The following is a 9,382-nucleotide window of genomic DNA, read 5'->3' on the forward strand; positions in this document are numbered from 1 at the left end:
CTCCTCCACCAGGTCGGTGGTCCGCTCCTGCGGCCAGGCCAGCGCCACCTGGGACTGCGGCGCCGCCTCCTCGACCGGACGGTAGGCCGGGGGCGGCCCGCCCCACCGTGTTCTCCGCGTTCCGGGGGAGCGGTACCGTCTGGGGCATGGCTGACCTCCGCTTGACCACCTCCTCCTACCTCGTACTCGGCATCATCGACCAGCTCGGCGAGGCGAGCCCGTACGACGTGAAGACGGAGGCCGGGCGGACGGTCGCGCCGTTCTGGTCGGTGCCGCACGCGCAGGTGTACGCGCAGTGCGACCGGCTGGTGGAGGCCGGGCTGCTGTCGGAGCTGCGGCAGGAGGGCGGGCGCAACCGGCGGCAGCTGCGGCTCACCGAGGCCGGCCGGGCGGCGCTGGGGGAGTGGCTGGCGGACTCCTCCTTCGTGCCGGTGGAGGCGCGTGAGCGGGGCATCCTCAAGCTGTGGTTCGGCGGCAGCCCGCGGGTGCTCGCCCCCGTGCAGATGACCGAGCACCGGCGGACCCTCGCCGAGTACGAGGGCCTGGCGGAGTCGGTGGGCGAGCTGATCACCCGGGGGCAGCGCGAGGCGCTGGAGTTCGGCATCCGCTACGAGCGGATGATGGTCGAGTTCTGGCAGTGGGTGGAGAGCCGGGAGCGCTGAGCCCGGGCCGGAAGACCGCTGCGGCACAGGTATTGACCACCTCCTCGGCCGGACACTACCTTCCCGATAGTCCAGAAAGGACTATTGGGAGCAGGGTAGGCCGAGGGGAGCCGTCGTGAACAGTCCCAGCCGGGCCCGGTGGACGCGCCGAGCCGCGATCGCGGTGGGCGTGCTGTGCATCGGCTACGCGCCGATCGCGATGACCGACATCTGGCCGTACGCCCACCCCGACGCCCCCGCGATCGGCCAGTGGATGCTGGCCCGCACGGTCTCGGCCCGGTACGTCGCCGAGGCGCTGGCCACCAGGACCGGCCCGTACGCGCACAGCTTCGCGGCGCTGGCCGTGCACACCGTGCTCGGCGGCCTGCTGATGCTGCTCGGCCCGGCCCAGCTGCTCACCGCCGTCCGCCGCCGGCTGCGGCTGCACCGGGCGCTGGGCGTGCTCTACGCGGCCACCGTGTTCGTCTCGATGGCCGCCGCCGGGGTCTACCTCGCGCGCACCGCGCCCCGGGACGCCTTCGGCGGGGAGGCCTTCTGGATCGTGCTCGCCACCATCCTGGTCGGCACCGTGCTGAGCACCGTCTTCGGCGTGGTCGCCGCCGTCGGGCGCCAGGGTGCGGTGCACCAGCGCTGGATGCTGCTCTGCTACGGCTACTTGATGACCGCGCCGCTGCTGCGGCTGGAGTGGGGCGCGCTGCCGGTGCTGTTCCCCGGCCAGTCGATGATGGCGATCAACCGGATCGCCCTGACCCACCTGGGTTCGGTGGTCGCCTTCGGCGCGCTGGTCGGCTCACGCGCGCTCGACCGACGGCGGAACGTCCCAGGTGTGAGCGGCAGTTGGGCTCCCCTTCCGGTGCTGGTGGTGTGTCAGCTGGCCGGGCTGGGCGCGCTCGGCTGGCTGGCGGCGGCGATGCTGCGGGCGGGCACCGAGGGCCGCAACCAGCTGATCGGCTACCTGGTGCCGTACGCGCTGTGCGGCGCGGCGATGGCCTGGCGCCGATCGGTGGCCGGGCGGGAGGGCCGCAGCTGGGCGCGCGAGGAGTGGAGCCTGCACCTGGCCGCGATGGGGCTGGCGCCGGTGTTCTCGGCGGGGGCCGTGCTGCTCTTCCAGCACGCGCTGGGCATCGACCGGCCGACGGCGCTGACGGCCGGGGTCGGGATCGGCTGCGGGATGCTCGCGTTCGCCGCCACGGCGGTGGTCGGGCTGCGGCTGATGTACGCGCGCGAGGTGGTGAAGCGGAGCCCGGCCGTGGCGACTGCGGCACTGGCTGTCTGATTCCTCGAGGAAGGGGAGAACGGTGATGGTGGAACGGACGGAACAGCCCGTAACTGAGCAGGAGTCCCCGGGCGGGCGCGAACTCTCCCCGGCGGTCGCCGTGCTGGCCGGGACGGTGGCGGCGATCAGCCTCCTGACCGGGCTGGCGATGGCCGGGGCGGGCCTGGCCGGTGCCGGCTTCGGACCGTGGATCTCGCCCGGGCCGCTGGGCCCGGCGGTGATGGGCGCGGCGATGGTCGGGGTGGCGCCCGGGCTGCTGCTGGTCGGCCGGGCCCGCAGCTGGGAGGAGGCCCGCAGCCTGGTGCTGCCGACCGGCGTGGTGCTGATCGGCCAGTTCGCGGTGACCCTGCTCAACGGGCGGAGCCTGCACATCGCCCACGGCGGCAGCATCGTCGTGGTGCTGTTCAGCCTGGGCTGGGTCGGTGTGACGGGCCTGCTCGCGCTGGGCGCACTCGTCTGCCTGACGGCCCAGTACCGGCGCCCGGCCACGCCGTACCGGGCGGCCGCCGTGCCGCTGCCCGCCTGGTCCAAGCCGGCGCTGGCGATCCTCGGCTCCGCCTGGACCGGCATCGGCGCCGGCCTGCTGGTGCTGCCGGGGTACTGGGGCGGCTTCGTGCCCTGGGCGGTGAGCCGGGCCGACGCCCAGGCGCTCGGGATCTGGGCGCTCTCGATGGGCGTCGGCGTGCTCGGCTCGCTGGTCGAGGACGACCTGGGGCGGCTGCGCCCCGCGCTGGTCGCCCTGCCGGGGGTGGCGGTCGCGGTGGCCGTGGTGCTCGCGGGGCGGGCGTCGGACGTGCACTGGGGGATCGGGCCGGGGCTGTCGCTGCTGGCGATGGTGGCCGGGCTGCTGGTCACCGGCCTGAGCGGGCGGCTGCTGCTGGCCCGTCAGGCCTGAGGGCCGGCGTCGAGGAGGCGCTCGACCAGGGTGGTCACCAGGCCGTGGCGCTGCTGGTCCGGGAGCAGCTCGGGGAGGGTGAGTTGCTCCAGGACCAGCCAGTTGAGGGCCAGGTACAGCAGCAGGACGGTGGACCGGTCGCCCGGCAGGCCGGCGCTCTCGTGGTAGGCGAGGTTGCCCTCGAGGTCGGCGCGGATCCGGGCGGTGAGCACCTCGCGCAGCTCCGGGCGGCGGGTGGACTCCAGGCGTAGCTCGAGCAGGGCGAGGAAACCGGTGGGGAAGGCCGTCACCCGGGCCACCAGGTCGTGCATCAGCTCGGTCAGGCGCGCCCGGTCGCGGGGGCCGTCGAAACCGGCGGCGAGCACGGCCTCGCCCGGGCCGAGCCGCTCGTAGACGCGTCCGCCGGCCTGGGTGAGCAGCTCGTCGCGGTTGGCGAAGTAGTTGGAGGCCGTGCCGGCCGGGACGGCTGCCCGCTGGTCGACGGCGCGGAAGGTGAGGCCACGTGCCCCCTCGGCCGCCAGTACTTCGATCGCGGCGTCCAGCAGGGCCGCGCGTCTCTCTTCGTTTCTCCGTGCCATGGGGTTGATACCACTCCGGGTGTAGTGCTAACTTCTAACCACTACATACAGAGTACTACGGCCGGAGTTATACCCGGCGGAAGAGGTTCGGTTTGCGCAAGCTCGTGTACTACATCGGCGTCTCGCTGGACGGCTGCATCGCGGGCCCGGGCGGGGAGTTCGACTTCTTCTTCCCGGTGGCGCCGGACATGGCGGAGTTCCAGCAGTCGGAGTACCCGGAGACCCTGCCCTCCCACGTCCGGCCGCACCTCGGCCTGGTGGACGTGCCCAACAAGCGCTTCGACACCGTGGTGATGGGGCGCGGCACCTACCAGCCCGGCCTGGACGTCGGGGTGACCAGCCCGTACGCCCACCTGCGGCAGTACGTGGTCTCCGGCTCGCTAGGCGAGATCGCCGATCCGGCGGTGGAGCTGGTCCCGTCCGACCCGCTGGGGTTGGTCCGCCGGCTCAAGGCGGAGGAGGGTGCGGCTGACGTCTGGCTGTGCGGCGGTGGTGTGCTGGCCGGTCAACTCCTGGCGGAGATCGACGAATTGGTGATCAAGCGCTACCCGGTGGTGGCCGGTGGCGGACTCCCGGTGTTCGCCGGGGGGTACGCGCCGCGGCCGTTCGTCCCGGTGGAGGAGCACTCCTTCTCCGGTGGCGGCACCGTCACCACCTACCGTCCGGCGGGCTGAGGGCCGTCCGGCTCCGGCCTGCGCGCTGTCGCCAGCAAGTGCAGGCTGGTGACGGCCAGTTCGGGGTACGCGTCCGCGCAGCGGGCGGCTTCCAGGGCGGAGCGGAGGGCGTCCGGCCCGAGATCCCGCCGCCCGGTGCGGCGCTCCTCGGCGCGCAGTGCGGCGTAGGCGGGGCCGTGGACGCCGTGGACGCTGACGCTCCGCAGGCCGGCCCGCTCGGCCTCGGCGCGGAGTCCGGCGGGGGAGTGGTAGGCGCTGGTGGGCCCGTCGGGGCGGTGGCGCAGGCCCGCCATGGCGACCTCCCCGCCGTCGGGCACGGCTGGGTCGAGCAGCCGGGCGTACCGGTTGAGCGCGGCCGCCGCCACCAGGCCGCCGGGTCGGACCACCCGCCGGGCCTCGCGCCAGGCGAGCGCGCGGTGCGCCGGGTCGGGCAGGTGGTAGAGCGGGCCGAGGAGCAGAACGGCGTCGAAGGTGGCGTCCTGGTAGGCGAGTTGACGGGCATCGCCGAGGGTGGCGGTGAGCTGCTGGGCGCGGGCCTGGTGGACGTGGTGCTCCACCGGATCGAGCAGCAGGACGCGGTGGCCGTCCTCGGTGAGCCAGCGCGCGTGCACGCCCGGGCCGCCGCCGACGTCCAGGATCTCGGCCGGCGGCCCGGGCAGCCGGGCGCGCAACAGCTCCTGGGTGCGGAGGAGTTCGAGCGTGCCCAGGGTGCGACCGGAGGTGAGGCGGGTGGCCTCGTCGCCGGTGGAGTAGAAGGCGGTGATCTCGGGGAGCAGCGCCACGGGGACCTCCCAGGGTCCGTTCCATTGTCGCAGCCGGGGCGTCCACAGGTCAGGCGTAATTCGGTTGACGTGGGGGCGGGGCCCGAGGTCGGCTTGGGGCGGCTGAGGAGGGCGGGGATGAGTACGGGCAGGATGCACGCCGACGAGTACGAGACCGACGAGGCGCTGGTGCGGCGCCTGGTGGCGGGTCAGTTCCCGCAGTGGGCGGGGCTCGACGTGCGGCCGCTCGGGCCGGTCGGCACCTCGAACGCGATGTACCGGCTCGGGGCGGAGATGGTGGTCCGGCTGCCGCGCGTCGCGGGGGCGGCGGGGGACGTGGCGAAGGAGCACGCCTGGCTGCCGCGGCTGGCCGCGGCCCTGCCCGTGCCGGTCCCGCTGCCGCTGGGGGAGGGTCTGCCGGGGGAGGGTTACCCCTGGGCGTGGTCGGTCTACCGCTGGCTCGGCGGGGTGACCCCGACGGACGGCCTGCTCGACCGGCCCGCTGCGGTCGCCGCGGACCTCGCGGCTTTCACCACCGCCCTCCAGGGCATCGACCCGGCGGGTGGCCCCGCGTCGTACCGGAGCGAGACGCTGGCCGCGCGGGACGGGTACGTCCGCAAGGCGATCGCCGAGCTGGCGGAGCTGGGGGAGGTGGACGGCCGGGGTGTCACCGAGCTCTGGGAGGCCGCGCTGCGGGCGCCCGAGCACGACGGCCCCCCGGTCTGGATCCACGCCGACCTGCAGCCGGGCAACCTGCTGGTCGCCGACGGGCGCCTGAGCGCAGTGATCGATTTCGGCTGCGCGGGCCTGGGCGACCCGGCGGTGGACCTGCTCCCCGCCTGGTACGTCCTGCCGCGCTCGGCCCGCGCCGAGTTCCGCCGGGCGGCGGGGGCGGACGAGCCGCGCTGGGAGCGCGGCCGGGGGTGGGCGCTGTCGGTGGCCCTGATGGAGCTCTGGTACTACCGCCTGACCAACGCCCGGATGGCGGCGACCGCCCGGCACGTGCTCGAGGAGGTGGCCCAGCCCTGCTGACCGCCCCCCACCCGCCGTAGGTGCCTCCGGAGAGCCCGGAGGGCCTGACGGAGGCTCAGGATGTCCCGAACCGTACGTACGACCCCCGGCCGGCTCCGCGTCGAGGCATGGCCAGAGGTCTCCATGTCCCTTCACGACCTGCGCTACTCCCAGGCCGCACTGGCCCTGGCCGTCCGCGAGGGCCGGCGGCCACTGCCCAGGCACTCCCGGCACCAGGTCACCTCCTGGCACTGGCTGCAACTCGTCGGCAGGAAGGGCTCCTTCCACTCCGAGATCGCCATGACCGAGAGCCGTTTCCGGCTCCGCTGCCGCCTCGACGCCCAGCGCCTGCGCGGCCTGCACCGAGCCGGCCACGACCTCGACGGCGCGGACATCCCGCCGGCGCGGCACCGTCGTGGCGCACTGTGGCGGGCATGAGGGACCTGAGCAGCCCCGGCCGGCCGGGGCTGCTCAGGCGTGGTGGTGAAGGAGACACAGTGATCATCGAGGACCGGCCGCAGATGAGCTCGGCCGGATTCGAGGTTCACGAGCGGCTCCCGGGCGGGGGCGGCAGGCCCTGTTGAGGGCCTGAGGCCGGTCCGTGGGTGGGCCGGGCTCCGCCGGGAGACGCTCGTGAACGTCCTTGGTGTCAGTTGGCCGTCGGGACGATCCACCTCTGGACGGGGCTGCCGGCGGTGCAGTCCCAGATCTGGAGGGGGTTGCCGTTGGTCGTGTTGCCGGACGGGAGGTCGAGGCAGCGGCCGGTGTTCGGGTTGTAGATGCTGCCGTCGGCGCGGGGGATCCACACCTGGGCGGGCGAGCCGTTGCAGGTGTACCAGTGGACGACGTTGCCGTTGGCGTTGATCCCGTTGGTGTTGTCCAGGCAGCCGCCCATGACGTTGAGCGAGCCGTTGGCGTTGACGGTCCACTGCTGGGCGGGGGTGCCGTTGCAGTCGAGGATCTGGATGGTGCTGCCGTTGGTCTGGCCGGCGCCGTTGTCGTCGATGCACTTGTAGCCGGCCATGCCGGTCAGCACAGGGCCGGGCCTGGAACTGGTCAGGGCGGCGGAGCCGGTGTAGACGCTGAGGTCGCTGATGCTGCCGCTGTAGTACGCCGAGGGTGCGCCCTGGTACTTGTACCGGCCGATCGCGATCGGGCCGTTGATGCCCGAGCTGCCCGGGTGGCGGCCGTTGGCGCTGAGGACACCGTTGACGTACAGGCTGGTCTGGCGGGTGTCCGCGTTGAAGACGGCGGTGAGGTGGGTCCAGGTGTTGAGCTGGACGTGGGCGTTGCTGGTGATGACGTCGGTGGTCTGGTCGTAGTTCCAGGCGTTGTCGTCGGACCAGTTGAGGGCGAAGCGCCAGTTCCCGTCGGTGCTCTCGGGCCACAGGATGAAGCCGCTGGAGTTGGCGCCGTCGGAACTGGCGACGATTCCGCCGAGGGCACTGGGCTTGGCCCAGACGTCGATCTTGAACGACTTGTTGGTGTCGAGGGTGGCGGTGGTGTCGATCTTGCCGGTGCCGGCGAAGGTGGCGACGGTGGTGGCGCTGTTGTTGATGGTGTCGGGACCGAAGGAGACGTTGGTGACCGTGCCGGGGTTGGCACCGAGGGGGTCGGAGCCCCGGCCCACGGCGTCGCCGGTCTTGGTGCCGCTCTGGTCGGCTCCGGCCAGGGTCCACTGGTCGGCGGGGGCGGACAGACTGGTCGGCGTGGCGTTGTTGGTGAGGCCGGTGACCTTGCCGTTGGCGTCGGCTGTGCCGGTCCAGATGGTGAGTTGGCCCGCCGCGTTGGTGGCCCAGAGGTCCGGGGCTCCGTCGCCGTTGAGGTCACCGGAGGAGCCGACGGTGGGGTAGCCGGTGGCGTCGATGCCGCTGCCGATGACGGTGCCCGCGGTCGGGTCGGCCAGGGCGGCGTAGTTGGTGGTGCCGTCGGAGTTCTTGGTGATCGGGTAGGCCAGGATCTTGCCGGTCTTGCGGTCACGTGCCCACAGGGTGGCCTGGTTGACCGTGGTGGTCACGCTGTTGACGGTCCAGGACGTGGTGCCGTTGGCGGGGCCGGGGCCGATCAGGTCGTAGCCGTCGGTGTTGTTGGAGCCGTCCCAGGGCGCCGAAGAGAGCTGGGTGTCGGTCTTCTTGAGCAGCACGGTGTTGCCGCCGGGCGGCATGAGCCAGAGGGAGCCGTTGATCACGACGACCAGCGCGGTCTTGCTGAGCGGCGCGGTGGTGAGCTCGTTGTCGGGGTTGCCGAGCGCGAGGACCTGGGAGACCTGGGAGAAGTCGTACCCGACGCCGGTGGGGCAGCCGCTCAGGGTGCCGGTGACCACGGGCTTTCCACTGGTGTCGACGCAGGTGGTCTGAGTCGGAGTGGCGCTTCCGCTGGGGTAGAAGGGTGTCGCCTGACCGTAGGTGCCGGCGTTGGCGCCGGTGCCGGTGTTGGCGTACAGGTACATCATCGGGTCGCCGGGCTTGTGGACGATGAGGTCGTCGACCGGGAAGACCGGATTGCGCAGGGTGCTGCGGTGGGTGATCTGCAGGCCGTTCCAGGTGCCGGAGGGGGCCTTGGCAGCACTGAAGCTGGTGGCGTTGGCCGGGTCGGCGCCGGTGCCGACGAGCTTGAGGTTGCCGGCCGCGTCCGGGAGGAGGACATCGGGCTTGCCGTCGCCGGTGACGTCACCGAAGACGGCCTTGGCGCTGGGGTTCCAGGGCGCGTAGAAGGCGTAGGAGACGGGCTGGCTGTAGTTGCCGGCGTTGTCCTGGGCCTGGGCGTAGAGGATGTTGGTACCCCAGCTGACCGGTGTGAACGGGTAGGTGGGGTTGGTCGGCAGGACGATTCCGTTGCCAGGTCCGTCGGTGCAGTGCCAGTTGGTGGTGGGGGTGGGGTCGGTGGTGACGCGGTAGCAGGCGAGACCGGAGGACTCTCCGCCGGCGGGTGCGGGGTCGGTGCCGGTGAGGGTGAACGTGCCCGCGTCGCCCGCGCGCTTGCCGGGGGTGGGGTTGAGGGTGCCGGAGGGCGGGAAGTCGGGGGAGGTGATGGCGACGGTGGGCGGCGTCTTGTCGACCCGGAAGGCGCAGCCCTGCGAGTCCGGGGAGCCCAGGCCCTGGGAGGTCGGGTCGGCGTCGAAGGCGTTGGCGGTCCACGCATAGCGGCGGCCGTCGACCAGGGAGCCCGCGTTGACGCTCACACCGTTGGGGTTGTAGTTGCCGGCCCAGCCGCTGTCACCGCTCCAGTTCCAGCCCTGGTCGTTCCACAGACGGAAGACCGTGTGGAGGTTCATGCCTGCTGGGGACCAGTTGGAGGCGGTGAAGGTGATGTTCTGGTTCGCACCGATCCAGGCGATGTGGGTGCCGTCGGTGGTGCCGTCGGTGGTGCAGTCGGTGCTGGTGTTGTTGCTCGCGGATCCGGCCCGGGGGCTGGTGCGCGGGTACCAGATGCTCGGCTGCAGGTCGTAGTTGGTGGTGATGTGGGGGTTGTTGGCGATGTGGTGGCGGTAGTACTTGTTGTTCTCGTCGTCGGGTGCGATGCCGA

9 protein-coding genes are annotated in these 9,382 nt (G+C 72.6%); 6 read left to right on the forward strand and 3 right to left on the reverse strand.

Features of this window, described 5'->3' with window-relative positions:
• Positions 1–146: 146 nt before the first annotated feature.
• The 3 genes from ABT095_RS38325 to ABT095_RS38335 all read left to right on the forward strand — a co-directional run bounded on the left by ABT095_RS38325 (position 147) and on the right by ABT095_RS38335 (position 2,833).
• A complete protein-coding gene (locus ABT095_RS38325) occupies positions 147–662 on the forward strand; it encodes a helix-turn-helix transcriptional regulator (RefSeq protein ID WP_350534262.1) in 516 nt (171 codons plus the stop codon).
• 115 nt (positions 663–777) lie between these two features.
• Positions 778–1,938 carry a DUF2306 domain-containing protein gene (locus ABT095_RS38330; protein ID WP_350534263.1) on the forward strand — a complete coding sequence of 387 codons (1,161 nt, stop codon included), beginning with the start codon at positions 778–780 and terminating at the stop codon, positions 1,936–1,938.
• 25 nt (positions 1,939–1,963) lie between these two features.
• On the forward strand, positions 1,964–2,833 hold the full coding sequence (locus tag ABT095_RS38335) for a hypothetical protein (RefSeq protein WP_350534264.1): 870 nt from the start codon (positions 1,964–1,966) through the stop codon (positions 2,831–2,833).
• On the opposite strand, the gene ABT095_RS38340 is transcribed toward ABT095_RS38335, so the two are convergent.
• A complete protein-coding gene (locus ABT095_RS38340; RefSeq protein WP_350534265.1) occupies positions 2,824–3,411 on the reverse strand; it encodes a TetR/AcrR family transcriptional regulator in 588 nt (195 codons plus the stop codon). The two genes, ABT095_RS38335 and ABT095_RS38340, sit on opposite strands and share 10 nt — an antisense overlap.
• A 92-nt stretch (positions 3,412–3,503) precedes the next feature.
• On the opposite strand from ABT095_RS38340, the gene ABT095_RS38345 reads away from it, so the two are divergent.
• Positions 3,504–4,085, forward strand: a complete 582-nt coding sequence (locus tag ABT095_RS38345) for a dihydrofolate reductase family protein (RefSeq protein WP_350534266.1) — start codon at positions 3,504–3,506, stop codon at positions 4,083–4,085.
• Here the strand turns inward: ABT095_RS38345 and ABT095_RS38350 are convergent.
• Positions 4,067–4,867, reverse strand: coding sequence for a class I SAM-dependent methyltransferase (locus tag ABT095_RS38350; RefSeq protein ID WP_350534267.1), 801 nt, complete (start codon positions 4,865–4,867; stop codon positions 4,067–4,069). The genes ABT095_RS38345 and ABT095_RS38350 overlap by 19 nt on opposite strands.
• 117 nt (positions 4,868–4,984) lie before the next feature.
• Here ABT095_RS38350 and ABT095_RS38355 point away from each other — a divergent pair, with 117 nt between their 5' ends.
• Entirely contained in the window at positions 4,985–5,878 is an 894-nt protein-coding gene (locus ABT095_RS38355) for an aminoglycoside phosphotransferase family protein (RefSeq protein WP_350534268.1), read from the forward strand.
• A 123-nt stretch (positions 5,879–6,001) separates the two neighbouring features.
• Positions 6,002–6,295 (forward strand): hypothetical protein, encoded by a 294-nt coding sequence (locus ABT095_RS38360; RefSeq protein ID WP_350534269.1) that lies wholly within the window; start codon positions 6,002–6,004, stop codon positions 6,293–6,295.
• A 211-nt stretch (positions 6,296–6,506) separates the two neighbouring features.
• Here ABT095_RS38360 and ABT095_RS38365 read toward each other — a convergent pair.
• Positions 6,507–9,382, reverse strand: a 2,876-nt coding sequence (locus ABT095_RS38365) for a ricin-type beta-trefoil lectin domain protein (protein WP_350534270.1), incomplete at its 5' end; no start/stop codon positions are given.

The organism is Kitasatospora sp. NPDC002227 (assembly GCF_040296285.1).
In the GTDB taxonomy this organism is placed as follows: Bacteria; Actinomycetota; Actinomycetes; order Streptomycetales; family Streptomycetaceae; genus Kitasatospora.

What these genes read in the sequence shown, in the direction of transcription:
- ABT095_RS38360 (WP_350534269.1), top strand. Translation starts at nt 6,002, where the DNA reads ATGTCCCTTCACGACCTGCGCTACTCCCAGGCCGCACTGGCCCTGGCC.
- ABT095_RS38340 (WP_350534265.1), bottom strand. Translation starts at nt 3,411, where the DNA reads ATGGCACGGAGAAACGAAGAGAGACGCGCGGCCCTGCTGGACGCCGCG.
- ABT095_RS38355 (WP_350534268.1), top strand. Translation starts at nt 4,985, where the DNA reads ATGAGTACGGGCAGGATGCACGCCGACGAGTACGAGACCGACGAGGCG.
- ABT095_RS38335 (WP_350534264.1), top strand. Translation starts at nt 1,964, where the DNA reads ATGGTGGAACGGACGGAACAGCCCGTAACTGAGCAGGAGTCCCCGGGC.
- ABT095_RS38325 (WP_350534262.1), top strand. Translation starts at nt 147, where the DNA reads ATGGCTGACCTCCGCTTGACCACCTCCTCCTACCTCGTACTCGGCATC.